Origin of the sequence: Mangrovihabitans endophyticus, assembly GCF_014646155.1 — a bacterium.
Taxonomy (GTDB): Bacteria; Actinomycetota; Actinomycetes; order Mycobacteriales; family Micromonosporaceae; genus Actinoplanes; species Actinoplanes endophyticus.
Map to the genome: position 1 here is coordinate 108,737 of NZ_BMMX01000007.1, position 24,916 is coordinate 133,652.

Genomic DNA, 24,916 nt, shown 5'->3' on the forward strand with positions numbered 1-24,916 from the left:
CCTCTCGGTCGCCGGGGGCGGATCCTTCGGGCTCGAACCGCCACCGCACCGGCCATCCCTGCGCCGCTCGCCCGCGCGGCGCGCATTTGACGCCCCGTTGCGTCCACATCTCGGTCGTGCCGGGCGGACGCCTCGTCGCGTCGCCGGCCCGGCGGTGCCCCAGGGATGACACCTTGCCAGGTCACCGACCGAAACCGCGGCACAGGCGCACGGCGACAACCGTCAAATACCGCCAATGAGACAACCGACGGGAGCGCAGTCGGTTCTGGGGTGCGCCGTGAAAGGCTGGATCCGTGGCACAAACGGCACGTTCGAAGCAGGCGCCCAGCTCAGCGCCGCTGGCCGCCACGCTGGTGCACATCGAGCGTCATGCGGGTGCACTGGCCTCGTCTGCGGTGGCCCGCATGGAAGAGACGCTCCCCTGGTTCCGGGTGTTACCTGCCGACCAGCGTTCCTGGGTGATGCTGGTGGCCCAGGCGGGAGTCCGGTCGCTGGTCGAGTGGCTCCGCTCCGGCGGCACCCTCGCCGCCGACACGCAGGAGATCTCCGACGAGGTGTTCGCCGCCGCGCCGCGGGCCCTGGCCCGGTCGATCACACTGACCCAGACCGTCGCCCTCATCAAGGTGACCATCGATGTGGCCGAGTCCCAGGTGACCGAGCTGGCCGCCGACGGTGAAGAGGAAGCGCTGACCACGGCGATCCTCAAGTTCTCCCGGGAGATCGCCTTCTCCGCGGCACGGGTGTACGCCCGCGCGGCGGAGTCGCGCGGTGCCTGGGACGCCCGGCTGCAGGCGCTGCTCGTGGACGCCCTGCTGCGCGGCGATTCCGCCGACGTGCTGGCCAGCCGCGCCGCCGCGCTGGGCTGGGCGGATGCGCCGCCGGTCGCGGTCGTGGTGGGCCGCTCGCCGGGCGGGGACATCACCGCGGTGCTGCACACGGTGTACCGGGCGGCCCGGCGGGCGCGGATCGAGGTGGTCGGAGGCGTACACGGTGACCGGCTGGTCGTGGTCATGGGCGGCGCCACCGATCCGCTGGCCATCGCCGGTCAACTGGCACCCGCGTTCGGCTCGGGGCCGATCGTGGTCGGCCCGGCCGTGCCGTCACTGGATCAGGCCACCGAGTCGGCGCGGTCGGCGCTGGCCGGTTTCCGTGCGGCGCCTGCCTGGCCGGGTGCGCCGACACCGGTCTCCGCGGACGGCCTGCTGCCGGAGCGCACCCTGGCCGGCGACATGGAGGCCCGCCGTGCCCTGCGGCATGACGCGTACGGCGCGGTGGCACGCGCGGGCGGCGGCCTGCTGGAGACGCTTGACGCGTTCTTCGCCGCCGGCGGCGTGCTGGAGAGCGCGGCCCGTGAGTTGTACGTGCACCCGAACACCGTCCGATACCGGCTCAAGCGGGTGTCCGAGGTGACGGGCCTGTCCCCGCTGGACGGCCGGGACGCGTTCGCGTTGCGGATGGCGCTGGCCATCGGACGGCTCGACCCGGCGACTTGACGGGTGCTGACAAAAGCCGCCAAAGCAACAAACCGACTCACCTTTTGTAGGAAACCTCCAACGCTGGTAGGAGGGTTTCGTGCCTGGCAGCTACCGCTTGTCGCCGGTTGATCAGGAAGAGTCGAAGACGTGCTCGCCGTTCTCGCTCCCGGTCAGGGATCACAGAAGCCCGGATTTCTCGCTCCATGGCTCGAACTGCCCGGAGCCGAATCCCGGCTGCGCTGGTGGTCCGCGCTGGCCGGGGTGGATCTGATCCACCTCGGCACCGAAGCCGACGCGGAGGAGATCAAGGACACCGCGCGGACCCAGCCGCTGCTCGTGGCCGCCTCGCTGCTCGCGGCCGAGCATCTGCCCATGCATGACGTCGCCCTGGTGGCCGGGCACAGCGTCGGAGAGCTCGGAGCCTCGGCGCTCGCTGAGGTGTTGTCCGGCGAAACCGCGATCACCCTGGCCGGCGTGCGCGGCCGAGAGATGGCCGCCGCCTGCGCGCTCGACCCGACCGGGATGAGCGCCGTGCTCGGCGGGGACGCGGACGAGGTCGTTGAGGCGATCGCCCGGCACGGCCTGCACCCGGCCAACCGTAACGGCGCCGGTCAGATCGTCGCGGCCGGCGCGTTGGATGCGCTGGCCAAGTTCGCCGAGGAACCACCCGCATCGGCACGCGTACGAGCGTTGCAGGTGGCCGGCGCGTTCCATACGCCGTACATGGCCCCCGCCGAGCAGGCGCTGGCGGCGATGGCCGGCGGCGTCACCACGACGGACCCCGCACGCATCCTGCTGTCCGACATGGACGGCGCCGCGGTCATCCACGGCCGAGAGATGCTGCAGCGCCTCGTCCGGCAGGTCACCTCGCCGGTGCGCTGGGATTTGTGCATGCGTACCATGCGTGATCTCGGCGTCACCGGCATCGTCGAGTTGCCTCCCGCAGGCACGCTGGCGGGCCTGATCAAACGCGAGCTCAAGGGCGACGGCGCACCCGAGATCGTCACCCTGAACACACCGGCCGACCTGCCCGCGGCCCGCGACCTGATCGCGCGGCACGGCATGGCGCCCACCCACGAGCCGACGCCCCTGTTCTGGGTGGTCGTGGCGAACAGCGCGGGCATGTTCCGCCCGGTGGACGGCCTCGCGGAAGGCGACACCATCGCCGTCGGCCAGGCCGTCGGACAGGTGATGACCCGGCAGGGCTCGGTCGAGGTGACGGCGCACGCGGCCGGCGTCCTGACCGAGTGGCTGGCCAGCGACGACGATCCGGTGGCACCGGGACAGCCAGTCGCCCGCATCGGCGGCCCGTCGTGACCCGGGCAGACGCCGTGCGGCGCCCCCGTCCGGCCCGCGCCCGAGGCGCATTGATCCCCCGTTCCGTCGCGGCCGAAGGAGCGCTCTGATGACCGCAGGTTCCCGCATCGTCGCGATGGGCCACTACCAGCCCTCGCGTGTCGTCACCAACGACGACCTCGCCCAGGTCATGGACACCAACGACCAGTGGATCCGTGACCGGGTCGGCATCGCCGAGCGGCGCGTCGCCGACCAGGAGACGGTCGCCGACATGGCCACCTTCGCCGCGGAGAAGGCGCTGGCGTCGTCCGGCCTCACGGCCGCGGACATCGACATGGTCGCGGTGGCGACCTGTTCCTCGGCGGACCGCTGCCCGAACGTGGCGACGCGGGTGGCTAGCCGGCTCGGCATCGCGACCCCGGCCGCCTTCGACCTGAACACCGCATGCTCCGGGTTCTCGTACGCGCTGGGCACCGCGGACCACGCGATCCGGGCCGCGGCGGCACACAACGTGCTGATCATCGGCGCGGAGAAGCTGTCCGACCTGACCGACTGGACCGATCGCAGCACGGCCGTGCTGTTCGGCGACGGTGCCGGGGCGGCGGTGGTGACCGCCGTGCCGGACGGCGAGCAGGCGGGCATCGGCCCGGTGCTGTGGGGTTCCGCCCCGGAACGCGGCGAGGCGCTGACCATCGAGGGGTGGCGGCCGTACATCCGGCAGGACGGCCAAGCGGTGTTCCGCTGGGCCACCACCCTGCTCGCCCCGTTCGCCCGCGAGACCTGCGAGAAGGCCGGCGTGCGTCCGGACGAGCTGGCCGCCTTCGTGCCGCACCAGGCGAACGTGCGCATCATCGACGGCATCGTGAAGCGGCTCGACCTCAACCCGGCCTGTGTGGTCGCCAAGGATCTCGTCGAGTCCGGCAACACCTCCGCGGCAAGCGTGCCGCTGGCCCTGTCCAAACTGATCGAGCGGCGCGAGGTGCCCTCCGGCGCTCCGGTGCTGCTGTTCGGTTTCGGCGGCGGCCTCACCTACGCCGGCCAGGTCATCCGCTGTCCTTGACAGGACGGCGGACGATTTGCCCGCGAGCAGTACCCATCACCCGAGAGGAACGAACCACACATGGCAACTCGCGCTGACATCACGTCCGGCCTCGCCGAGATCCTTGAGGAGGTCGCCGGCGTGAGCCCCGACGACGTCGCCGAGGAGAAGTCCTTCACCGACGACCTGGACGTCGACTCGCTGTCCATGGTCGAGGTGGTGGTCGCGGCAGAGGAGAAGTTCGGCGTCAAGATCCCCGACAACGAGGTGCAGAACCTCAAGACCGTCGGCGACGCCGTTTCGTACATCGAGGCGAACCACTGACATGAGTTCCACAGACGTCGTCGTCACCGGGCTGGGCGCGACAACCCCGCTGGGCGGGGACGTCGCGTCCACCTGGGACGCATTGCTCGCCGGCCGCTCCGGGGTGGGACCGCTCACCCAGGAGTGGGCCGCCCAGTTGCCCGTCCGCATCGGCGCACACCTCGCCGTGGATCCCTCCGAGGTCATCGAGCGGGTCAAGATGCGCCGCCTGGACCGCTCGGAGGCGATCGCGTTGATCGCCGCCCATCAGGCGTGGGCGGATGCCGGCCTGGCCGATTCCGGCCTCGACCCGGAACGGCTGGCGGTCAGCCTCGGCAGCGGCATCGGAGGCGCCACCACCCTGCTCAACCAGGACGACATCCTGGAGGCGTCGGGGCCCCGCCGGGTCAGCCCGCACACCGTGCCGATGCTGATGCCCAACGGACCGGCCGCATGGGTCGGTCTGGAGCTGGGCGCCCGGGCCGGCGTCCACTCGATGGCCAGCGCCTGCGCCACCGGCGCGGAGGCGCTGTCGCTGGGCTACGACCTGATCCGCGCCGGGCGGGCCGACGTGGTCCTGGCCGGCGGCACCGAGGCGGTCATCCACCCGCTTCCCATCGCCGGTTTCGCCTCCATGCGGGCGATGTCGGTGCGCAACGACGAACCGGAACGCGCCTCGCGCCCCTGGGACAAGGCCCGCGACGGTTTCGTGCTCGGTGAAGGCTGCGCCACCCTGGTGCTGGAACGCGCCGACCACGCCGCCGCTCGCGGAGCGAGGGTCTATGCGCGGCTGGCCGGTGCCGGAATCACCTCGGACGGCTATGACATCGTCCAGCCGCACCCGCAGGGTCTGGGCGGGATCCGTGCGATGACCATGGCACTGCGCGATGCCGGTTTGTCCGGCACGGACGTCGTGCACGTCAACGCGCACGCGACCTCGACCCCGGTCGGGGATATCGCGGAGATCCACGGCATCCGGAAGGCGATCGGCGACCATCCGGTGCTGACCTCCACCAAGTCGATGACCGGCCATCTGCTCGGCGCCGCCGGCGCGCTCGAGTCGATCGCCACCATCCTGGCGATCCGGGACAGCATCGTCCCGCCGACCATCAACCTGGACGACCCCGACGATGAACTGGACCTGGATGTGGCCGCACTGAAGGCCCGTCCGATGGAGATCCCGGCCGCGCTGAACAACTCGTTCGGCTTCGGCGGCCACAACGTGGCTCTCCTCTTCACCCGAGTGTGACCTCACCGATCAGGAGAACGCCATGACGACCACCTCTTCGGGCATCGACGCGCCGAGCGTCGACTATCGCGATCCCGAGTTGCGCCTGCGCAACCTCTTCGACCAGGGAACCCTTCGCCTGCTGGTGCCCGCCGACGACTCCGGCGTGCTGTTCGCGCGGGGCGAGGTGAACGGGACGCCCGCGATCGCCTTCGCGAACGACGGCACCCGGATGGGCGGCGCGATGGGCCTCGCCGGATGCCGCCGCATCGTCGACGCGATCGACACCGCCGTGCAGGATCGAGTCCCGGTGCTCGGCCTGTGGCACTCCGGCGGTGCCCGGCTGGCCGAAGGGGTCGTTGCCCTGGACGGCGTCGGCCAGGTGTTCGCCGCCATGGTCCGCGCCTCCGGCCGGGTGCCGCAGATATCCGTGGTGCTCGGCCCGGCCGCGGGCGGCGCCGCGTACGGACCGGCGCTGACCGACATCGTGATCATGAGCAAGGCCGGGCGCATCTTCGTGACCGGGCCCGAGGTGGTCCGCAGCGTCACCGGCGAGCAGGTGGACATGGAGCGGCTGGGCGGTCCCGAGCCGCACGGCCGGCGGTCCGGCGTCGTGCACATCACCACCAAGGACGACGAGACGGCGATGGACCAGGCCCGCGCGCTGGCCTCGCTGCTCGGTCACCAGGGCCGGGTGGTCGCCGACGACGTGGCCACCGGCGACGAGAACCACGACCTGGGCGCCAGCATGCCGGCGGAGGCCAGCCGGGCGTACGACGTGAAGCCGGTCGTGAAGGCGCTGCTGGACGCTCCGGGCGTGGAACTGCACGCGAAGTGGGCGCCGAACATCGTCACCACGCTGGGCCGCTTCGGTGGCCGCACGGTCGGCGTGATCGCGAACAATCCGCTACGCCTGGGCGGATGTCTGGACGCGTCCAGCGCGGAGAAGGCGGCCCGGTTCGTACGGATGTGCGACTCGCTGGGCGTGCCGCTGATCGTGCTGGTGGACGTGCCCGGGTACCTCCCCGGTCTGGGCCAGGAGTGGGATGGCGTGGTGCGTCGCGGCGCCAAGCTGCTGCACGCCTTCGCCGAAGCGGTGGTGCCGCGCGTGACGCTGGTGACGCGCAAGGCGTACGGCGGCGCGTACATCGCGATGAACTCGCACTCGCTGGGTGCCACCGCCGTGTTCGCCTGGCCGGACGCGGAGATCGCGGTGATGGGTGCCAGCGCCGCGGTGAACGTCCTGCACCGCAAGAAGCTGGCCGCCGCTCCGCACGACGAGCGTGAGGCGCTGCGCGAGCAGCTCATCGCCGAGCAGACGCGGGTGGCCGGCGGCGTCGGCCGGGCGCTGGAGATCGGCGTGGTCGACGAGGTGATCCGGCCGGCGGAGACGCGCCGGCGCATCGCCGAAGCGCTGGCCGCCGCGCCCGCCGCGCGGGGCACGCACGGCAACATCCCGCTGTAGGACGCGACGCGACATCACAGGGCCGCCCGGCCGGTGCACCGACACCGGCCGGGCGGCTCGCTCATTTCCGCCGACGCTGCGGGCCTATGTCCGGCAGACGCTGCGGGGCAGTCCGGAGACGGCGACCGGGGAGCGGCCGGGCGCGTCCGCCCGCCCGGCGAGAAGGTCGGCCAGCGCCGCCATCGACGCTGGGCTGGACGAGTACGTGGCGATCAGCACCGGGGAACGGGCGGCGCTCAGCAGGTACGGCGTGTCCATCATGACCGTGACATCGGCGTCGCTGCGCAGGTCGGTCGTCCGGTCGCCGTACCCGACCAGGTGCACGATCTTCCCGCCGCTGGCGTGCACCTCGACGCCCGCCGCCTGCAAGGCCTTGACCAGGGCCACCCGCGCGACCTCCCGCCCGCGCGCCGCGGTCACGGTCACCGCCACGCCGCCCAGTTGCGGCCCGGTGCACGACCCGCGCAGCACGGTGATCGCCGCCGCGGCGGCGGCCCGCGCCGCCTGCTGGTGCTCGGCGGAGTTGACCGTGGAGAGTTCCGGCTGCTCCGCGCCGGCACGCCGGAACTTCAGCGTCAGGATCCGGGTGACTGCCTCCTCCAGGCGGCTGCGGGGAAGGCTCTTGTCGGCCAGCCCGGCCACGATCCCGTCCCGGGCGGCGATCAGGTCCGGCGGCATCAGCAGCAGATCGTTGCCCGCGTTCAGGGCACGCACCGCGGCCTCCCCCGGTGACCATTTCTTCGCCGGCGCCATGTTCATCGCGTCGGTGACCGCGACGCCGGTGAACTTCATCTGGCCGCGCAGCACATCGGTCATGACCTTGTGGCTGAAGGTGGCGGCCACCCCTGGGTCGAGCGCCTTGACGTCCAGGTGACCGGACATCACCACGTCGGCGCCGGCCGCGATGCCCGCCGTGAACGGCGGCCGGTCCTGGTTCTTCCACGCCTTCATGCTCTGCTCGACCACGGGCAGTTCGGCGTGGCTGTCCGCGGTGGTGTGCCCGTGGCCGGGAAAGTGCTTCAGCGCCGCCGAGACGCCAGCCGATTGCAGGCCGCGCACGGCCGCCGCCACCTGCTCGGCGTTGGCCTTGGCATCCGCGCCGTACGCCCGGGAGCCGAGCACCGCGCTGCCCTGCGCACCGAGGGTGTCCGCGACCGGGGCGAAGTCCAGGTTGATGCCCATCGCGGCGAGTTCCGCACCGGCGGCGTGCCAGGCGGTCTCGGTGAGGCGGGGCGCGCCTGCGGCGCCGAAACCCATGGCGGACGGCAGCATGGTGACGCCGTCCGTGACCCGGGTCACCACGCCGTACTCCTGGTCGGTGCCGATGAGCAGGGGCGCGCCGCTGGGCAGCCCGGCCGCGGCCTGCTGCAGCCCCGCGGTGAGGGTGCGGACCTGTTCCGGGTTTTCCACGTTGGTGGTCGGGTTGGTGCTGCCGGTCGGGTCCTGCGCGCTGAATCCGACCAGGATGAGGCCACCCAGCCGGAACTTGGTGATCATCTGGGCCGGGGTGTCCACGCCGCCGATCTGCCGGTTGCCCGCGATCGATGCCGCATCCACCCGGGTCGCGTCGTTGCCGTACGCGTACGGCATCAGCACCTGGCCGGCCAGATCCGCGTCGGTCATCCGGCGGACCGCCGCCGCGGCGCGTTCGGCGGGATCACCGGTGGGCGACGGGGAAGGCGACGCCGACCCGGCGGACGGCGCAGGGCCCGACGGGCGGGCGGTGGCGGAAGCGGCGGGAGCCGGCGGCGCATCAGAACCGCACCCGGCGGTCAGGGCCAGCGGGGCGACCAGGACGAGCGGGACGGCCAGAGCCACGGGGAAGCGCCGGACGACGCGCGACACCATCTTCACCGCGTCATTCGATCAGCCGCAGGCGTGCCGGGAGTGGGCACCCCCGGAAAATCGTTATCCGACGCGGGTCAGCAGCGTGAGGGGAGCACCGTCACCGGCGTACCGGTACGGCTCCAGCTCGGCATCCCATGCGGTGCCCAGCGCCTTGTCCAGGGCGTGTGACAACGCCTCCGGGGCCGGTGCGGAGGCCATGATGCTGCGCAGGCGGTCCTCGCCGAGCTGAATATCGCCGGCTGCCCCGATGGTGCCGCGGAACAACCCGCGCCCGGGAACGTGCATGAAACGCTCACCGTCGACGCCGGGACTCGGATCCTCGGTGACCTCGAAACGGATCATGGGCCACTGCCTCAGGGCAGCAGCCAGCTCGGCGCCGGTTCCCGGCCGACCGGACCAACTGCATTCCGACCGGCGCATCCCGGGGTCTACGGGCTGTGCGGTCCAATGCAGATTTGCCGGCGCGGTCAGGACGCGCGCTATCGCCCATTCGACGTGTTGACACACGGCGAGCGGGGTCGAGTGGACGTATACGACGCCACACGTTGGCACGGTGACCTCCCGAAGACCGAGATGCGTCTTCCCCTACGACCTCGACCGCGGTTGATCGTGTCCCATGATGCCGGGTGGTGCGGATGGTGCGCCAGAGAAACCGCAATATCGACTGGCTGGCGGCCACAATGGCCCACTCGTCCTAACGCCGCAAACCGCTCGGACGGCACGGCCGGGGGCGCGTCGTGTAAAGTTGTTCCGGCCCTTTTTCTGCTTTCCCTAGGAGTTCTGCCGTGGCGAGCAACACCTCGAAGACCGCCCGCGCATCAGTCCGCGCCGGTCAGGGCGCCGGCGGCGCCCTGAGCGTGCTCGGCGAGTACAAATACCTCATTCCGCTTGCCGACGGCCGTTTCGCTTATGTGCGTAACCTGACCAACGGCAAGACCGCGCACCTGAAGACCGACTCCGAGGCCTTCGTCGAGGAGATCCGCACGCTGGCAGCGGCCGGACACGGCACCAAGATTCGCAACGAGCTCAGCGCCCTCAACGAGTCGTTCCCGGCCCACGGCTGGGACACCACCGAGAAGCGCCTCGTCGACGCGGGCGTCTTCGAGGGCTGACCGGCCACACAAAAGGCACTCTCCGGGCCGCGCCCGGAGAGTGCCTTTTCACCTTTGGTGAAGATCACGACAAGTTGATCACCGGGGCGCGGGTCTCAGCCCCCATCGCGCCCCTTCATCGCGCAACGGCCGGCACGTCCAACAGATCGACACGTCCCGTGTCCAGGTCGTAGACGGCACCCACCACGTCCACCGCACCGGACGCCACCGCCTCCGCCATCTCCGCCATCTCTCGCATCCGGCGCACGGTGCGGGCGACGTGTGCGCGCATCGCCCGGTCCGCCGCGTCCGGATGGTCGAGGCCCGCCTCGCGGACCGCCGGCTCGATCTCCGCGACCAGGAAGCCGACGTCTCCGCCGGGACGCTGCTGCGCGCGGCACGCGTCCACGGCCGCGCCCACCGCGCCGCACCGCACGTGCCCCAGCACCATCACCAAGGCGGCACCCAGCGCGTTCACCGCGAAGGCCACCGAGCCCAGCACGGCCCGGTCGACCACCTGCCCGCCGGAGCGCACGACACAGATCGATCCGAAGGTCTGGTCGAAGATCGCCTCCAGCGGAACCCGCGAGTCGATGCAACCGAGGACAACCGCGTGCGGCTCCTGGCCGCTGGAGGCGGCAGCGGCGGCGGCCACGTCGTGCCCGTGCACCGGCCGCCCTCCGACGAAGCGCCGGTTGCCGTCGATCAGCTCGGCCAGCGCGGTGGTGGGAGTGTGCCGGGGCGAGGGGTGCGTCATGGTCATGATTCTCGCGCATCGGCGTCGTACTCTTCAGCTCATGCCCGCGATCTCACGTTTCTCCTCGTGGCGGGCCGGCCGGGGCTGGCGAAACGCGGCCTAAGGTCTGGCTTTTCCGCCGATCACGCGTGATGCTTATTACCCGTGGGTACAGCGGGGCCGTGCGACACACGGAGGTGCCCATGCCCGAGCGCGCGTCACTGACCGTCTCCGACGGCGTGCGCCTGCGCGTCGAGACGTCCGGCCCCTCGGACGCACCGATCACCGTCGTGCTGCTGCACGGCTGGTGTCTGGACCGGCACATCTGGCGGCATCAGATCGCGGCGCTGCGCGATTCCGGCACCGTACGGATCGTCGCATACGACGCCCGCGGACACGGCGGCTCCGGCGCGACCCGGCTCAGCGCGGCCACGCTGAGCCGTCTGGGCGAGGACCTGGCCGCCGTGCTGCGGCGGCACGCTCCCCGCGGCCCGGTGGTGCTGGTCGGCCATTCGATGGGCGGCATGACGATCATGGAGTACGCGGCGGCACACCCGGACGAGTTCGCCGACCGGGTGCGCGGGCTGCTGTTCGTCTCCACCACCGCGGAGGGCGTCACCCATACGCGTTACGGATTGCCCGACCCGCTGGCCATGCTGATGCGGATCGGGGAGACCGTGGGCGCGGGCGTGCTCGCTCGCTGCGGTGCCTGGCGTCCGCACCGGGCCGCGCTGCCGGTGCTGCGACCGGCGGTGCGCTGGCTGCTGTTTGGCGACGACTGTGACGGCCCGTCCCTCGACGCCACGATGCGGGCCGTGGGCCGGGCCACGCTGCGCTCGATCGGTGGCTTCCGCCCCTCCATCGGGGCCCAGCACCGGCTCGCGACGCTGACGTCGCTGCCCCCGGTCCCGGCCGCCGCGCTGGTCGGCGACCGGGACCGGCTGACCCCGCCGCCGTGCGCGGAGTCCATCGCCGAGGCGCTCGCCGGAGCCGAGTTGACCGTCTGCCCCGGCGCCGGTCACATGCTGATGCTGGAACGCGGCGACGAGGTCACCGCCACGCTGAGCGCGATCGTGGCACGCGCCGCGGCGGCGCACCGGCGCGACCGCCGGACACCGCCACCCACCGGCCTGGAACGCGCCGCCTGAGCCGCAACGACGGCGGCACGTGATTCGGGTGCTCACCGCCCGCGCCGAGGGGGTAAGTTCGATTGCTCGCTCGCGACAGGTCGGGCGGCGTCGACGAACACGAGAACGGGGACCCGGTGAGCAGCGCGAGGTGCGGCTGGCGGCGAAACGCCGCGGGCGAGGTCCGAGTGAGCGAGGCCAGGTGAACGAGGCCGGGGTGAGTGAGACCACGGTCCTGCAACAGGAGATCGCGCTTGAGCAGGAACACGTCGACCGGGTCTACACCCGGCTGGCCGAGCTGCGCCGGGACGCCTCGCGGGCCGAGAGGGAGGGCTACCGGATGTCCGGCGTGGGCACCTTCGGTTCCCTGGTGGAACGGGACGCGATGGTCTTCCACGCGGCCCGCCGCCGGCATGCGCTGGACGCCGAACACGAGGGCCTGGTCTTCGGCCGGCTCGACCGGGACACCGGCGCCACCCACTACGTGGGCCGGATGGGCATCCGCGACGAGTCGGCGCAGCCGCTGGTGGTCGACTGGCGAGCGCCCGCCGCGGCGGCGTTCTATCGGGCGACGCCCGCCGAGCCGCTGGGCGTGGTGCGCCGCCGCATGATCCAGTCCCGGCGGGAGCGTGTCACCGGCATCTCCGACGACCTGCTCGACCCCGAGGCGGCACCGCCGGGCATGCGCGTGGTCGGCGACGGCGCGCTGCTGGCCGGGCTCTCCCGTGCCACCGGGCCGGGGATGCGCGACATCGTGGCCACCATCCAGCGCGAACAGGACGAGGCCATCCGCTCCCCCGCCGCCGGCGTGACAATCGTGACCGGCGGCCCCGGCACCGGGAAGACCGCGGTGGCGCTGCACCGCGCGGCGTACCTGCTGTACTCCGACCGCAACCGCTTCGCCGGCGGCGGGGTGCTGGTGGTGGGCCCGTCGGGTGTGTTCGTGGACTACATCAGCACCGTGTTGCCGTCGCTCGGCGAGGACACCGCGACGCTGCGTTCGCTCGGCACCCTGGTCGCCGGCTACCGGGCCGAGCGGGTCGACAGCGGGCCGGTCGCGGCAGTGAAGGGGTCGCTGCGCATGCGCCGGGTGCTGGAGCGGGCCTCGCACGACGCGCCGCCGGACGGACCCACCGAGTTGCGCTTGCTCTATCAGGGCTCGCTGTTGCGGCTGGAAGCGGCGGAGCTGGACCGCATCCGGCACCGGGCGCTGCCGCGCGGCGCACGGCGCAACGAGGTGCGCGGCAACGGCTTCGACGCGGTGTTCGACGCGCTGTGGGCGCAGGCCCAGCGCCTGAAGGTCCGCAACCTGCCGGAGAAGCCGGAGTTCGAGTCGGAGCTGGCCGACCGCGGCGACTTCCGCGCCTTCCTCAAAGCGTGGTGGCCGCGCCTCACCCCGATGCGGGTGCTGCGTTGGCTGGCCACGCCGGAACGGCTTCGCGCGTACGCGAACGGGATCCTGTCCCGCGACGAGATCGCCACCCTGCAGGGGTCCTTCGACGCGCTGGCCGACTCCGGCCCGACGATCGCGGACGTGGCGTTGCTGGACGAGCTGGACGAGCTGATGGGCCGGCCTCGGCAACCCGCCAAGCGCAACCGGAGTCCGTTCCACGTGCGCGACGGGGTGCATGAGGTGAGCACCTACGCCGACCGGCAGGCGGCGGCGCGGGCGCAGCAGGTGCAGCGCGACGACGATTACCGGGAGTACGCGCACGTGGTGGTCGACGAGGCGCAGGACGTCTCGCCGCTGCAATGGCGGATGATCGGCCGCCGCGGCCAGTACGCGTCCTGGACCATCGTCGGCGACCCGGCGCAGACCGCGTGGCCCGGTGACCAGGCCGAACTGGACCGGGCGCGTGACCGGGCGCTGGGGTCACGACGTCGGCACACGTTCGCGCTGACCACGAACTATCGCAACTCGGCGGAGATCTTCGCGGTGGCCGCGTCGGTGATCCGTTCGGTGATGCCGGACCTGCCGCTGCCCGCCGCGGTTCGCAGCACCGGGGTGGACCCCTTGGACGTGGTGACCGATGCCGCGTCGCTGCCCGACGCCATCCGCGAGGCGGCGCAGAAGCAGCTCGCCGAGGTCGCGGGCACGGTCGGAGTGATCACCCCGGCGGAGCGCCGCGCCGAGGTGGCCGGTTGGCTGGCCGAGCTGCCGGGCCGCCTTCAAGTGGTGAGTGCCCTGCAAGCCAAGGGCATGGAGTACGACGCGGTGGTGCTGGTGGAGCCGGCCGAGATCGCGGTGGACCGGGCTGGTGTGCGGACGCTGTACGTCGCGCTGTCCCGGGCCACCCAGCGGCTGACATGCGTCGGCACGCATGACTGGCGTCCGGGCGGCGCATCGGCGGGCTGAGGGCACCACGCACCTGGAGAGTGAATACCACCGACTCGGCCGTCGATTCGGTTGCACATATAGCGATGTGAACATAAATTGGCAGGGTCGGCGTCCGCGACGGAAGGTTGTCTCATGGGAGCCGGGCACGACCACGGCGCACAGGTGGCGAACGCGGGTGCCAAGCACCGTTCGCGGCTCTGGTGGGCGGCCGGCCTGCTGGCCGGCTTCATGGTCGCCGAGGCCGCGGCGGCGCTGCTCACCGGGTCACTCGCGCTGCTCTCCGACGCCGGACACATGTTCACCGACGTGCTGGGCATCGCGATGGCGCTGGCCGCGATCCACGCGGCCGGTCGGGCCGCCACCGACTCGCACCGCACGTACGGGCTCTATCGCCTGGAGGTGCTCGCCGCGCTGGCCAACGCGGTGCTGCTGTTCGGCGTCGCGGTCTACGTCCTGATCGAGGCGGTGGGCCGCTTCACCGACCCACACGAGGTGCCGGCCGGTTCCATGCTGGTGGTCGCGGCCGGTGGTCTTCTGGTCAACATCGTGGCGTTCGCGCTGTTGCGATCGGGTGCGCAGGAGAGCATCAACGTCCGGGGGGCCTACCTGGAGGTCATCGGCGACCTGCTCGGCTCGGTGGGCGTCATCATCGCCGCCGTCGTCATCGCGACCACCGGCTGGTCGTACGCGGACCCGGTGGCCGCCGTGGCGGTCGCGCTGATGATCCTTCCGCGGACCTTCTCGCTGGCCCGCCAGGCCGTCCGGATTCTGGTGCAGGCCGCCCCGGCCCACCTCGATGTGGCCGCGGTGCGCACCCGGCTGGCCGCCGTGCCGGGCGTGGCCGACGTGCACGACCTGCACGTCTGGACGCTCACCTCGGGCATGGAGGTGGCGTCGGCGCACCTGTCCCTGAGCCCCGCCGCCGAGTTGGGCACCGTGCTCGCCGACGCCCGCGAGGCGCTGCACCGGGACTTCGCCATCGACCACGCGACGCTGCAGGTGGAGCCGGTCGGAGCGGGTGAACCGTGCGCTCCCGCGCAGTGGTGAGCGCCCGAGCACGCACCGATCAGGCCGGCCGCGGCGAGGCCGGAGCCAGTCGCCGCAGTCCCGCCGCGAGCTGCGCCACGGCCACCGCGGCCGCATCGAACACCGCCAGCTTGCGCACGAAGTTGTGGTTCACACCCTGGTAGCGGGTGCAGATCACCGGCACGTCCGCGGCCTGCAGCCGGGCCGCATAGCGCTCCCCCTCGTCGCGGAGGATGTCGAACTCCGCGGTGATCACGACGGTCGGCGGGGTGCCGGCCGGGTCCGCCCGCATCGGGTTGACGCCCGGATCGTCGCGATCGATCCCCGGCGGCAGATAGGCGTCCCAGAAGAACCGCATCTCGTCCCGGTGCAAGCCGAAGTCGTCGAGATCGGGATAGTTCATCGCCGGATCCAGCGCGGGGCAGAGGAGCGCTTGAACGGCGATCGGACGGTCGGCGCGCCGGGCGGCCAGCACCGCCAGATGCGCCCCCGCGGAATCCCCGCCGACCGCGACGGTGTCCCGCTCCCCCGCCAGGTCGAGCGCGCCGAGCAGATCGTCGACGGCGGCCGGATGCGGATGCTCGGGCGCACGCCGGTATGCCACGGACAGCACCGCCCAACCGCTGCGGGCTGCGATCTCCCGGCACAAACCGTCGTGGGTCGTCAAGTCGCCCATCACCCATCCACCGCCGTGGGCGTAGAGCAGCAGCGGCGCATCGGGCGGGCCGTCCGCGTAGAGCCGGGTGGGCACGCCCGAAGCGGTCTCCCCGTCGGTGACCCGTCGCACGGCTGGTCCCGGGCCCACCTCGTCCGGTGTCGCCGCGGCCATACTCTGCCGGACCGCGTCCAGGCCGGGCCGGGTCAGCGGGGCGCGCTGCTGCGCCGCCAGCGCAAGACGAGCCTGAGGGTGGAGGCGGCCGAGGTCCACGGGAGAGCAGACTAGCCGGATGAGTGAGATCCTGCCGCCGCTACCCGAGGACTGGGAGCGGTGCATGGCCGTGGTGGCCCATCCCGACGACATCGAGTACGGCGCCGCCTCCGCGGTGGCCCGCTGGACCGCGCAGGGCAAGCACGTCACCTACCTGCTGGCCAGCCGGGGCGAGGCGGGGATCGACGGCATCCACCCGGACGAGGCAAGGCCCCTGCGGGAGGCCGAGGAGCGGGCCGGGGCTCGCGAGGTGGGCGTGGACGTGGTGGAGTTCCTGGACCACCCGGACGGAGTGATCGAGTACGGCACGGCGCTGCGCCGCGACATCACGCGCGCCATCCGGCGGCATCGCCCCGACATCATCGTGTCCGGTTCGTTCGAGATCCGAATGGCCGGCGGCATGGTCAACCAGGCGGATCACCGCGCCGTGGGGCTGGCCGTGCTGGACGCCGCCCGCGACGCCGGGAACCGTTGGATCTTTCCGGAGCTGGCCGACGAAGGGCTGGAGACGTGGGGCGGGGTGCGCTTCGTGTGCTACGGCGGTGCCGCCACGCCGACGCACGGGGTGGACGTGACCGGCGAACCGCTACGGCGCGGCATCGCCTCGCTGGCGGCGCACGCCGAGTACACCAAGGGCCTCGGCGCCGGCGGTCCCGAGCCGGGACCGATGCTGACCTGGGTGGCCAACCAGGCCGGGCCGGCGCTCGGCGTCGAGGCGGCGGTGTTGTTCGACATGTACCGCCTCGGCTTCGACGGCCCGTTGCCGTGGGCCGAGGCAGATTCCTGATCGGGGCCTTGTCACGACCGCGACGCGGTCGAGTGCTCGCGCGCGGCCCGGTCGCCGCCGACGTGCGGTTCCGGGTTGCCGAACAGGCCGAGCAGACCGGTCACCCAGAGCTGACGATGCGCGAACCGGCTCGGGCGCGTGACGATCAGCTTGACGTCGCTGACCCCGGCCAACTGGAACGCCGCCACCAGCGCGCTGATGCCGACGGAGTCGATGAAGGAGACGTGCTCCATGCTGAGTTCGATGCGACGGAGGTGCGAGCTGGCCAACTGGGCCGCCACGGCCTCCCGGATCTCGTATGCGTTCTCGACGTCGATCTCACCCGCCAGGGCGATCTCGGCCACGTCTCCCGCCAATGCCGACGTCGTTATCGACAGCGTCACGCCTCTTACCTCCACCCGCCCGGGACATCTTCCCGGGCGCCTTCTCCATCAATGCGCGGACCGGACGCGATGGACTCGCCTGCCGCTCCGGCGCCGGGGTGGCAGCCCCGCCACGAAGCGCCCTCTCGGGACGCCCGCCGGCAAGGTCACCGCCCTTCAGGTTCGGGGGACTGCCAGAAGGCTATTCGCCGAACCTGAGACGCACCTGTGTGCTCCACTCAAATCGGCTCAAGGTTACCCGGCCTGTCCAACGCGTTGTGCGCCTGTGATTGTGCACACACCGAGCGTGAAACGCCAGCCGTGCGGCCCACCGCATCATGACGGCGAACCACCTTCTGCCAGACGGCGGGGCACGTTTCGCCAGGCGGCGGGAGGGGGAGAATGGTGGCACCGCCGAGCAGGAGGTTGTGAGGATGTTCTCGCGGAAGAACAAGGCCGAGCGGACGGCCGCGCAGGCATGGGAGTACCTGTCATCGGCCATGGCCACGGCCGGTGGCGAGGCTCGTGAGGTCGGCAAACACACCGCCGACGCGGCGGGCAGCGGCGCGGCAGCGGTCGGCGCGAAGGCTTCCGAGCTGGCGTCGCGGGCCGGCAAGACCGGCAGCAAGATGGCCGACAAGGCGGCGAAGCGCAGCTCCAAGGCGGCCGGCCGAGCGTCGAAGAAGGGCTCGAAGCTGGCGGACAAGGCCGGTGCCCGGGTCAACTCGGCCGCCGACGAGGCGTGGGCGCGAGCCAACGCGGCCGCGAACGCGCTGGCCGGGCACAAGCCGGGGCTGCCGTGGGGCCTGATCGTCGGGGTCGGGTTGCTAGGTGCGGCACTGGGTTGGGCCGCGGCCACCTCCGCCCGCGCGGCCTTGGAACGGCAGGCGGAACGCGAAGAGATCGAACTGGCCGAGACGGCCGTCGTGGTCACCCCGACCCTCGACGACTGAACTGACGGCTCCGGCCGTGGGGCCGTCGGAGGAGAGCCCCTTGCTCGTCCCGACGGCCCCACGTGCTGCGGTGGAACGCTCCGACGAGTGCCTGTGCCCGGCGTGCACGGGCATCCATTCGGTACAGTTGTGCCGCCCTCAACTGCAAGACGGTTACGCCGTTCACCCCGTGACGAAACTGTCTTCTGATGAGGTACCTCCCGATCAGATAGGGTCCGCTGGTGCTGGATGCCGGACACCTCCTCGACAACCGTTACCGGTTGGACGAGCGCATCGCCGCAGGCGGCATGGGCGATGTGTGGCGTGGCACGGACGTCGTGCTCGGCCGCGTCGTCGCGGTGAAGGTGCTGCGCACCACCATGCTGACCGATCCCGAGTTCGCCGCCCGGTTCTACGGCGAGGCTCGGATGATGGCCGCGTTCCGGCACCCGGGTGTGGTCGAGGTCTACGACTACTCCAGCGGCGACGATCAGCAGGGCGAGGAACGCACCGCCTACCTGGTGATGGCCTACGTCGAGGGTGAGCCGCTGTCGGCGCGGCTGAAGTCCGCGGGCAGCCTCGGGGTCTCCGAGACGATGTCCATCGTGGCGCAGGTCGCCGACGCACTGCACGCCGCGCACGAGCACGGGACCGTGCACCGCGACGTGAAGCCGGGCAACTTGATCGTCAGGCCCAACGGCGCGGTCATCCTGGTCGATTTCGGCGTTGCCCGCTCGGCCGCGGTCACCAGCGTCACCGGCCTCAACGCGATCGTCGGCACCGCCCTCTACATGGCGCCGGAACAGGTGGCCAAGGGCAACGTGACCCCGGCGACGGACATCTACGCCCTCGGCGCGGTCACCTATCACTGCATCGCCGGGCGCCCCCCGTTCGACGGCGACAACGCCTTACAGGTGGCGCTGCGCCATCTGGAGGAGGAACCGGAGCCGCTGCCGGAGGACGTTCCCCCGGCCGTACGGGATCTGGTGGTCCGGGCCATGGCGAAGGACCCGGCGCAGCGGTTCGGCACCGCCGCCGAGTTCGCCGAGGCCGCCCTGGCCGCGAGCGGCTCGATGGACTGGAAGACACTGACCGGCACCTCGTTGACCGGCACCGCGCTGACCGCCCCGGTGAGCCTCGCGCCGCCCACCCGCACCGTGCCCGTCCCGCGCGGCATGCCGCCCGCCGCGGCGCCGCCACCGCGGCCTCCGCGACGGTCGCGCAGTCAGCTCGCGGTCGGCATCACCGTGGCGGTACTGTTCCTGCTCGCCATCGGTCTGGCCGTCGCGCTCGCGCTGCAGCCCGACGGCAACACCCCGCCCGCCGATCCGCAGGTGAACTCGTCCGCGGACGCGACCGAGAGCGCCGCGCCCGAGGAGTCCCCGACGCCCGAGGAGTCGGAGACGGCCACCCGTGCGCCGACCCGGCAGAACCCGCCGAACCCGAAGCGGACCACCACACCACCCACGTCGGCACCGGCCAGCAGCGAGCCGCCGACGTCGGAGCCGCCCACCACCGCTCCCACCACCAAGCCGCCCACCACCGCACCGACCACCGCTCCCACCACCAAGCCGCCCACCACCGAGCCGACCGATCCGGGTGACGGCGGCACCGGAACCGGCGGTGGCGGCACGGGTAGCGGCGGTGGCGGGGGCAGCGGCGGTGGCGGGACCGGCAGCGACTGACCCGGACCGCTCAGGTCCGGCCGGGCCACGCCGATGGACGGGAGTCGGGAGGCATGCCCGCGGGTCGGGACCGGAGAAGGGGGCGGCGCATGACGAACACGCCACCGCCGTCCGACGAGAACCCATCGCGCTATCCGACCGCCCCGCCCTGGGCCGCCTCACTGGGTACCGCCCCGCTGGGCACCACCCCGCTGGGGGCCGCCCCGCTGGGCACCGCTCCCCCGCGGGCCGCCGCCGCGCCGGAGCCGCGTGCGGGCGCTCCACTCGGTGACGACGCCCCGCGCCATGGGGCGCTTCTGGTTCCGTACCCGGAGGAGATGGACCAGGCCGCCCGGCCGCTGCCCCCACGCTGGTGGCCGATCATCCCGCTGACGCTGTGTTTCGGCGTGCTCGCCCTGATCACGGTCCGGCGGCGCGCCGCCGCCGCCCGACGCGAGCGCAACGGCGTGGCGCCGTACTGGACCACCTGGTGCCTCAGCATGGTCGCCGCAGTGGGCCTCTGGACCCTGATCGGCGTGTTCGGCCTGCCTGCCCTTGCGGAACAGCGCGAGGCCGCGGCGGTCGCAGCGGTGCAGAGCCACATCGTCTCGGACGGCCAGTTGGACGCGGCCACCGGCATGCGGGCCATCGACGCGACCTGCACGGCGGCCGGCGAAGTGCCGGGCGAGACGGTCCGATACCGGTACGACTGCATGCTGACCCTGGAGGACGGGCGGACTAGCGAGCTGAGCGTGACCGCGGATCGCGACGGCATGTGGGAGGCGTTCACCGGGTGACTCGACGGCGATCGATGCCATCTGCGCAGTGACGGGCGCGATCGCGCCACCCGCGCGATGATGAGGTGGTGAAGAAGCTCATCAACGACGCCGGCGACGTGGTCGGCGAGGCCCTCGACGGGCTCACCCGCACCTGTGCCGGCATCGCGCGGCTGGCCGGTTCCACCACCGCGGTCCGCGCGGACGTCGACGAGGTGCGCGCCGCCGGTCAGGTCACGCTGCTCTCCGGCGGAGGCGCCGGGCACGAGCCCGCGCATGCCGGGTATGTGGGGCCGGGCATGCTCACCGCCGCCGTGGCCGGTGAGGTCTTCACCTCTCCGTCGGTGGACGCGGTGCTGGACGGCATCCGGGCCGTCGCCTCACCCGCCGGCGTGCTGCTGATCGTGAAGAACTACACCGGAGACCGGCTCAATTTCGGGCTGGCGGCCGAACTCGCCCGCGCCGAGGGCATCGACGTGGCGACGGTCGTGGTCGGCGACGACGTGGCGTTGGCCGCCGAGGCCGGAGCGGGCCGCCGCGGCCTGGCCGGCACGGTGCTGGTGCACAAGGTCGCCGGGGCGACGGCCGCCACCGGCGCCAAGCTCGACAAGGTGGCCGCGGCGGCACAGCGAGCGGCGGACGCCGTCGGCACGATGGGCGTGGCACTCAGCCCGTGCACCGTCCCGGCCGCCGGCCAACCCGGATTCATGCTGGACGTCGACGAGATCGAATGGGGTCTGGGCATCCACGGGGAGCCCGGGGTCGAGCGCGCCGATCTGCGTTCGGCCGCTGCGGTGGCGCAGCGGCTGGTCGAAGCGATCGCCGACGATCGCGGCATCGGCGCTGGGCAACGGGTCGCGGTGCTGGCGAACGGGCTGGGCGCGACACCGCCGATGGAGTTGTCCATCGTGGCCGACGCGGCGGCGCGCTGCCTGACCGACCGTGGCATCGTCGTGGCCCGGATCTGGGCGGGCAACTTCTTGACCGCCTTGGACATGTCCGGATGCTCGATCAGCGTGCTGCCCGTCGACGATGCTCTGTTGGCCGCCCTGGACGCGCCGACGTCGGCCCCGGCATGGCCACAAACGGTCACCGCCGTCGAACCCGCGGTGCGGCAGGCGCCCCCCGCGTCGGACGGCGTCGCCGGCACCCTCAACGGGGACGATCCGGTGCGCCGCGCCTTGGAGGCCGCGGCCGAGACGCTGATCTCCGCACGAGACGAGCTGACCGAACTGGACCGCGAGGTCGGTGACGGCGACATGGGCATCAGCCTGGCCCGGGGCGCGGCTGCGGTGCTCGCCGAATGCCCCGCTTACCCCGGCGACGCCGGCCCGGCCGCGGTGCTGCGTGCGGCATCCGCGACGGTGCGGCGCAGCGTCGGCGGCACGTCCGGTCCGCTGTACGCGGTGCTGCTGCTGCGCGCCGCCGCATCCTTGGAAGAAGGCGGCGACTGGGCCACCGCGTTCCGGGCAGCGGTGGCCGGAGTGTGCGAAGTCGGTGGCGCCGACGTCGGCGACCGCACCATGGTGGATGCCCTGGCGCCGGCCGCGGAGACGTTCAGTGCCCGGTTGCCGTACTCGTCCGGCCGCCAGGCGTTGACCGAGGCCGCGGAGGCGGCGGCCACCGGCGCGGCGGCCACCGCGGACATCCGGGCCAGGCTGGGCCGGTCGAGCTACCTGGGTGATCGGGTCCTCGGCCGCCCGGACCCGGGTGCGGAGGCGGTGGCCCGCTGGCTGGCGGCGGTCGCGCACACCCTCGACGGGTGACCCGCGCCGACGCACCCCGGCCGGCGTGAACAGGGGCTGGGGACGATCACGAAGATAACGTGTGCGCGGGTGATCAGGCCAGGTCGGACAGGGCTGCCACGTATCGGTCGACCTGTTCCTGCTGCCCGTCGTTCGCCACCAGGAATTGCAGGCCGCGCTCGGCTCCGTCGATGTTCGCCACGCGCGCCGGCACGTCGATGTGCCTGTCTTTGTGGTCCAGCTTGACGTCGACGACATCGCCGACGACCAGGTCGATCCCGTCCGGCAGGCGCGCCCGCAGCCCGCCCGTGCTGACGTTGACCAGGGTCGCGTCGATGAAGTCCACGGATCCGGCGGGCCGCAGCAGGGCCGGGCCGGAGGCGGCGATCCGGTCCGACTGGCGGCGCTCCAGTTCGGACGCGAGGGTCGACATCTCCTCGATCCGGCCGATCGTGTGGTCCATTCTGTCATTCAGGCGACCGACGACCGTGCCCTGGTCCGCGGCCACCGCCCGCAGCGAGGTCGCCGCGTCGCCGACGCTGTTGATGCCGGACACCATGGCGGCGATCGTCTGGGACACCTCGGAGGTGTCGCGTTCCAACTCGGCGATCGTCTCGGCGATCTGCTCGGTGGACCGGGAGGTGGTGGTGGCCAGTTCCTTCACTTCGTCGGCCACCACGGTGAAGCCGAGACCCAGTTCGCCCGCGCGGGCCGCCTCGATGGTGGCGTTGAGGGCCAGCAGCCGGGTCTGCCCGGCGATGCCGTTGACCAGCGCCGCGGTGCTGGCGACCCGCCGCAGGCTGTTCTCCAACGAGGAGATCACCTGGTCGGCCCGGCGAGCGTGTTCCACCACGGCGCTGGTCGCCGCGTCGGTCGTGGAGATCTCCCGGTCGATGGTTTCCGATGCCTGCCGTACGTCGCCGACCTGCCCGGTGACCAGCCGCAGTTCCTCGGCGATGCTCTGGGTGGACTCGTCGATGATCGTCTGGGCCCGGTCACGCAGGCGCATCTCGGCCTGCCGCTGGTGCATGAAGCTGACCCGCAACTGCTCCTGCCGCACTCGCTGGCTTTCGGTCAGTTCCCGCTCCTGGGCCACGAGCCGGGCCCGTGCGGTGGCCAGCGCGTGGCCGATGTCGCCGAACTCGTCCTTGCCGCCGGGCAGTTCCCGCTCGCTGAAGTCGCCGGACGCGATAGCGGTCACGCCGGTGACCGCGAGCCGCACATCGTGCCGGGTGCGCCAGAGCACCCCGGCGGCGAACCAGAAGGCGAGCAGGAAGCCGCCGGTGGTGAGACCCAGCACCACCGAGCGTTCCAGCGACAGGAAGCCGATGCGCTCGTCGAGCAGATCGTCGAGCACCTGGCCGAGCGGTGCCATGGCCGCGCTCAGATCGTCCGCGACCGCGGTGGTGCTGACCGGCCCGGACCCGTCGGCGAGCGCGGTGGCGAGCGCGGCGATCTCGTCGGCCGCGGTCTCCACCGGCGTGAGGCGTTGGCGCAGGTCGGTCATTTCGGAGTGCGTGGCTGCCGTTTCCACGTCGTCGCGCAGCAATTGGGCGGCGCGGGTGAGGTTGCTGGCGTGCACCGCACGGGTGATCTCCGGGTCGTCGGCCGTGATGGCCTCCCCCGCCTCGACCGCGGCCAGCAGCGCATTGGGAATCTGCACCACCTGGGCGCTCATCACGTAGTAGGAGTCCAAGTCCGGGTCGAGGATCAGGTTGGACCGGTCCGCCACGTCGGTGATCAGGTGCTTGAGGTCTCCGACCAGTGCCGCGCCGCTGCCCAGCGGCAGATCGCCGACCACCAGTTCGGGATATTTGTCGGCGGCGGCCTGCAACGCGGACAGGTCGGCCTGCCGCCCGGCCACCGTCTCCGTCATCGCCTGCAGCGCGGGTTGCATCACCTCGACGCCGTGCTTTTCCGCCTCGCTGAACGAGACGTCGGCGTTGATGCTGCTGCTGTAGGCATAGGTGGCGACCAGGCCGGGGATCACCAGCACCGCGACCACCACGCCGAGGCGCAGGCTGCTGCGCATCCGGTCGGCGGCGGCCAGCACCGGCCGCAGGGGCCACGGCAGCCCGACGGCGGCGCTCACCGCAGACCCGCCGATTCACCCGCCGGCGTACGCACGCCGGATGGCTCGTCGACCACTACCCTGCCGGCGGCGCGCCGCATGATCCGCATGCCCACGATTGGAGCACGACGCGTCGCAGCGTGTGGTCAGTTTCGGTCAGCCCGGGACGACCGCCGCCCCGTGCCTCTAGGGTGGGAGCAGGCCACACGACCGGGAGAGCAGCATGACGATCGTGGTTGAGCGCACCTTCACCGTCGCCGCCCCCGCGGGCGCGGTGCTCGATTACCTGGCCGATTTCGGCAACACGAACCACTGGGACCCGGCGACCCGCAGCACCACGCGTGTCGACACCGGGCCGATCAGGGTGGGTGCGACCTGGCAGAACCAGTCACGGGTGCTGGGCGTGACCACCGACCTGACATACACGCTGTGCGCCTGGGAACCCGAGCGGCTGGTGTTCGTCGGACGCAACGAGGGCGCCACCTCCACGGACACCATCACGGTGCGTCCGGCCGCCGACGGCTGCGCGGTGACCTACCACGTGGACTTGGAGATGCACGGCCTGGCCAAGCTCGCCACACCGGTGATGCGCGTCGAATTCGAGAAGCTGGCGGCGCGAACCGAGGCGAACCTGACCGAGGCGCTGAACCGCCTGACCTCGCCCGCCTGACCTCCGGCC

The 24,916-nt window shown here is 72.1% G+C and carries 22 protein-coding genes; 16 read left to right on the top strand and 6 right to left on the bottom strand.

What is annotated here, in order from left to right:
- The first annotated feature begins 293 nt into the window (after nucleotides 1–293).
- The 6 genes from IEY73_RS11555 (at nucleotide 294) to IEY73_RS11580 (ending at nucleotide 6,806) form a co-directional block, all read left to right on the top strand.
- A complete protein-coding gene (locus tag IEY73_RS11555) occupies nucleotides 294–1,493 on the top strand; it encodes a PucR family transcriptional regulator (RefSeq protein ID WP_189079151.1) in 1,200 nt (399 codons plus the stop codon).
- 129 nt (nucleotides 1,494–1,622) lie between these two features.
- The gene (locus tag IEY73_RS11560; RefSeq protein ID WP_189079152.1) at nucleotides 1,623–2,792 is read left to right on the top strand and encodes an acyltransferase domain-containing protein; all 1,170 of its coding nucleotides are present in this window, start codon (nucleotides 1,623–1,625) and stop codon (nucleotides 2,790–2,792) included.
- 88 nt (nucleotides 2,793–2,880) lie between these two features.
- Complete coding sequence (locus IEY73_RS11565) at nucleotides 2,881–3,831, top strand: beta-ketoacyl-ACP synthase III (RefSeq protein ID WP_189079153.1); 951 nt, start codon at nucleotides 2,881–2,883, stop codon at nucleotides 3,829–3,831.
- Between the two features lie 60 nt (nucleotides 3,832–3,891).
- Nucleotides 3,892–4,134: an acyl carrier protein gene (locus IEY73_RS11570; RefSeq protein ID WP_189079154.1), complete on the top strand. Its 243-nt coding sequence runs from the start codon at nucleotides 3,892–3,894 to the stop codon at nucleotides 4,132–4,134.
- Nucleotide 4,135: 1 nt separating this feature from the next.
- Nucleotides 4,136–5,362, top strand: coding sequence for a beta-ketoacyl-ACP synthase II (gene fabF / locus IEY73_RS11575; protein WP_189079155.1), 1,227 nt, complete (start codon nucleotides 4,136–4,138; stop codon nucleotides 5,360–5,362).
- 22 nt (nucleotides 5,363–5,384) lie between these two features.
- Nucleotides 5,385–6,806: an acyl-CoA carboxylase subunit beta gene (locus tag IEY73_RS11580; RefSeq protein ID WP_189079156.1), complete on the top strand. Its 1,422-nt coding sequence runs from the start codon at nucleotides 5,385–5,387 to the stop codon at nucleotides 6,804–6,806.
- An 84-nt stretch (nucleotides 6,807–6,890) separates the two neighbouring features.
- Here IEY73_RS11580 and IEY73_RS11585 read toward each other — a convergent pair whose 3' ends face one another.
- Both IEY73_RS11585 and IEY73_RS11590 read right to left on the bottom strand, forming a co-directional pair.
- Entirely contained in the window at nucleotides 6,891–8,651 is a 1,761-nt protein-coding gene (locus tag IEY73_RS11585) for a glycoside hydrolase family 3 protein (RefSeq protein WP_373292777.1), read from the bottom strand.
- Between the two features lie 63 nt (nucleotides 8,652–8,714).
- Nucleotides 8,715–9,206 carry a DUF3145 domain-containing protein gene (locus IEY73_RS11590; protein ID WP_189079157.1) on the bottom strand — a complete coding sequence of 164 codons (492 nt, stop codon included), beginning with the start codon at nucleotides 9,204–9,206 and terminating at the stop codon, nucleotides 8,715–8,717.
- A 233-nt stretch (nucleotides 9,207–9,439) separates the two neighbouring features.
- On the opposite strand from IEY73_RS11590, the gene IEY73_RS11595 reads away from it, so the two are divergent.
- A complete protein-coding gene (locus IEY73_RS11595) occupies nucleotides 9,440–9,766 on the top strand; it encodes a hypothetical protein (RefSeq protein WP_189079158.1) in 327 nt (108 codons plus the stop codon).
- 115 nt (nucleotides 9,767–9,881) lie between these two features.
- On the opposite strand, the gene IEY73_RS11600 is transcribed toward IEY73_RS11595, so the two are convergent.
- Nucleotides 9,882–10,502 carry a carbonic anhydrase gene (locus tag IEY73_RS11600; RefSeq protein WP_373292775.1) on the bottom strand — a complete coding sequence of 207 codons (621 nt, stop codon included), beginning with the start codon at nucleotides 10,500–10,502 and terminating at the stop codon, nucleotides 9,882–9,884.
- 182 nt (nucleotides 10,503–10,684) lie between these two features.
- On the opposite strand from IEY73_RS11600, the gene IEY73_RS11605 reads away from it, so the two are divergent.
- From IEY73_RS11605 to IEY73_RS11615, 3 genes are all read left to right on the top strand, one after another.
- Nucleotides 10,685–11,629, top strand: a complete 945-nt coding sequence (locus IEY73_RS11605; protein ID WP_189079160.1) for an alpha/beta fold hydrolase — start codon at nucleotides 10,685–10,687, stop codon at nucleotides 11,627–11,629.
- A gap of 196 nt (nucleotides 11,630–11,825) precedes the next feature.
- Nucleotides 11,826–13,964: a HelD family protein gene (locus IEY73_RS11610; protein WP_189079161.1), complete on the top strand. Its 2,139-nt coding sequence runs from the start codon at nucleotides 11,826–11,828 to the stop codon at nucleotides 13,962–13,964.
- 114 nt (nucleotides 13,965–14,078) lie between these two features.
- Nucleotides 14,079–14,993 carry a cation diffusion facilitator family transporter gene (locus IEY73_RS11615; protein WP_189079162.1) on the top strand — a complete coding sequence of 305 codons (915 nt, stop codon included), beginning with the start codon at nucleotides 14,079–14,081 and terminating at the stop codon, nucleotides 14,991–14,993.
- Nucleotides 14,994–15,012: 19 nt separating this feature from the next.
- On the opposite strand, the gene IEY73_RS11620 is transcribed toward IEY73_RS11615, so the two are convergent.
- Nucleotides 15,013–15,900 (bottom strand): alpha/beta hydrolase, encoded by an 888-nt coding sequence (locus IEY73_RS11620; RefSeq protein WP_189079163.1) that lies wholly within the window; start codon nucleotides 15,898–15,900, stop codon nucleotides 15,013–15,015.
- Nucleotides 15,901–15,919: 19 nt separating this feature from the next.
- On the opposite strand from IEY73_RS11620, the gene IEY73_RS11625 reads away from it, so the two are divergent.
- Nucleotides 15,920–16,687 carry a PIG-L deacetylase family protein gene (locus IEY73_RS11625; protein ID WP_189079164.1) on the top strand — a complete coding sequence of 256 codons (768 nt, stop codon included), beginning with the start codon at nucleotides 15,920–15,922 and terminating at the stop codon, nucleotides 16,685–16,687.
- Between the two features lie 11 nt (nucleotides 16,688–16,698).
- Here the strand turns inward: IEY73_RS11625 and IEY73_RS11630 are convergent, their stop codons facing one another.
- Nucleotides 16,699–17,070 (bottom strand): STAS domain-containing protein, encoded by a 372-nt coding sequence (locus IEY73_RS11630; RefSeq protein WP_189079165.1) that lies wholly within the window; start codon nucleotides 17,068–17,070, stop codon nucleotides 16,699–16,701.
- Between the two features lie 413 nt (nucleotides 17,071–17,483).
- Between IEY73_RS11630 and IEY73_RS11635 the strand changes: the two genes are divergently transcribed.
- The 4 genes from IEY73_RS11635 (at nucleotide 17,484) to dhaL (ending at nucleotide 22,187) form a co-directional block, all read left to right on the top strand.
- Nucleotides 17,484–18,002, top strand: a complete 519-nt coding sequence (locus tag IEY73_RS11635) for a hypothetical protein (protein ID WP_189079166.1) — start codon at nucleotides 17,484–17,486, stop codon at nucleotides 18,000–18,002.
- Nucleotides 18,003–18,223: 221 nt separating this feature from the next.
- The gene (locus tag IEY73_RS11640; protein WP_189079167.1) at nucleotides 18,224–19,666 is read left to right on the top strand and encodes a serine/threonine-protein kinase; all 1,443 of its coding nucleotides are present in this window, start codon (nucleotides 18,224–18,226) and stop codon (nucleotides 19,664–19,666) included.
- An 89-nt stretch (nucleotides 19,667–19,755) separates the two neighbouring features.
- Nucleotides 19,756–20,442 (top strand): hypothetical protein, encoded by a 687-nt coding sequence (locus IEY73_RS11645; RefSeq protein ID WP_189079168.1) that lies wholly within the window; start codon nucleotides 19,756–19,758, stop codon nucleotides 20,440–20,442.
- A gap of 68 nt (nucleotides 20,443–20,510) precedes the next feature.
- Nucleotides 20,511–22,187 carry a dihydroxyacetone kinase subunit DhaL gene (gene dhaL, locus IEY73_RS11650; protein WP_189079169.1) on the top strand — a complete coding sequence of 559 codons (1,677 nt, stop codon included), beginning with the start codon at nucleotides 20,511–20,513 and terminating at the stop codon, nucleotides 22,185–22,187.
- 73 nt (nucleotides 22,188–22,260) lie between these two features.
- On the opposite strand, the gene IEY73_RS11655 is transcribed toward dhaL, so the two are convergent.
- Nucleotides 22,261–24,258 carry a methyl-accepting chemotaxis protein gene (locus IEY73_RS11655; protein WP_189079170.1) on the bottom strand — a complete coding sequence of 666 codons (1,998 nt, stop codon included), beginning with the start codon at nucleotides 24,256–24,258 and terminating at the stop codon, nucleotides 22,261–22,263.
- Nucleotides 24,259–24,460: 202 nt separating this feature from the next.
- Between IEY73_RS11655 and IEY73_RS11660 the strand changes: the two genes are divergently transcribed.
- Nucleotides 24,461–24,907: an SRPBCC family protein gene (locus IEY73_RS11660; RefSeq protein WP_189079171.1), complete on the top strand. Its 447-nt coding sequence runs from the start codon at nucleotides 24,461–24,463 to the stop codon at nucleotides 24,905–24,907.
- The last annotated feature ends 9 nt before the right edge of the window (nucleotides 24,908–24,916 follow it).

Coding starts and splice junctions, on each gene's coding strand:
- IEY73_RS11565 (WP_189079153.1), top strand. CDS start 2,881: ATGACCGCAGGTTCCCGCATCGTCGCGATGGGCCACTACCAGCCCTCG.
- IEY73_RS11570 (WP_189079154.1), top strand. CDS start 3,892: ATGGCAACTCGCGCTGACATCACGTCCGGCCTCGCCGAGATCCTTGAG.
- fabF (WP_189079155.1), top strand. CDS start 4,136: ATGAGTTCCACAGACGTCGTCGTCACCGGGCTGGGCGCGACAACCCCG.
- IEY73_RS11580 (WP_189079156.1), top strand. CDS start 5,385: ATGACGACCACCTCTTCGGGCATCGACGCGCCGAGCGTCGACTATCGC.
- IEY73_RS11600 (WP_373292775.1), bottom strand. CDS start 10,502: ATGACGCACCCCTCGCCCCGGCACACTCCCACCACCGCGCTGGCCGAG.
- IEY73_RS11605 (WP_189079160.1), top strand. CDS start 10,685: ATGCCCGAGCGCGCGTCACTGACCGTCTCCGACGGCGTGCGCCTGCGC.
- IEY73_RS11615 (WP_189079162.1), top strand. CDS start 14,079: ATGGGAGCCGGGCACGACCACGGCGCACAGGTGGCGAACGCGGGTGCC.
- IEY73_RS11625 (WP_189079164.1), top strand. CDS start 15,920: ATGAGTGAGATCCTGCCGCCGCTACCCGAGGACTGGGAGCGGTGCATG.
- IEY73_RS11635 (WP_189079166.1), top strand. CDS start 17,484: ATGTTCTCGCGGAAGAACAAGGCCGAGCGGACGGCCGCGCAGGCATGG.
- IEY73_RS11645 (WP_189079168.1), top strand. CDS start 19,756: ATGACGAACACGCCACCGCCGTCCGACGAGAACCCATCGCGCTATCCG.
- IEY73_RS11660 (WP_189079171.1), top strand. CDS start 24,461: ATGACGATCGTGGTTGAGCGCACCTTCACCGTCGCCGCCCCCGCGGGC.